The following is a 262-nucleotide window of genomic DNA, read 5'->3' as shown; positions in this document are numbered from 1 at the left end:
GCATGCAGGGTATGGGGCCGTCGTGCACCTGTGACAACCTCGGGGTGGTGGTCATGTACAGGCGGCGCAGGGCGGGGATGCGGGTGTTGTCGTGGACGACTGCCCAGGGCTTGCTGATCCGCCCGGGAGGGGTCCGGTGGGCCTTGTCCACCGCGATCAGGTCCCACCGGGGAAGATCCGCGGTATGGGCGCGCTCGAGCGTGCCGAGATTGAGCGAGGTGTAGGTGGCGAACGCCGTGACCTTGTCCAAGGGCCGGATCCA

The 262-nt window shown here is 67.9% G+C and carries 1 protein-coding gene; it reads right to left on the bottom strand.

Annotation, left to right across the window (positions count from 1 at the left end; all coding sequences use genetic code 11):
* The coding region (locus IE249_RS33420; protein WP_373304526.1) for a hypothetical protein at window positions 1-250 on the bottom strand (250 nt) is incomplete at its 3' end.
* Between the last annotated feature and the right edge of the window lie 12 nt (window positions 251-262).

The organism is Streptomyces anandii JCM 4720 (assembly GCF_014650655.1).
In the GTDB taxonomy this organism is placed as follows: Bacteria; Actinomycetota; Actinomycetes; order Streptomycetales; family Streptomycetaceae; genus Streptomyces; species Streptomyces anandii.
This window is presented reverse-complemented; position numbering and strand designations above follow the sequence as displayed.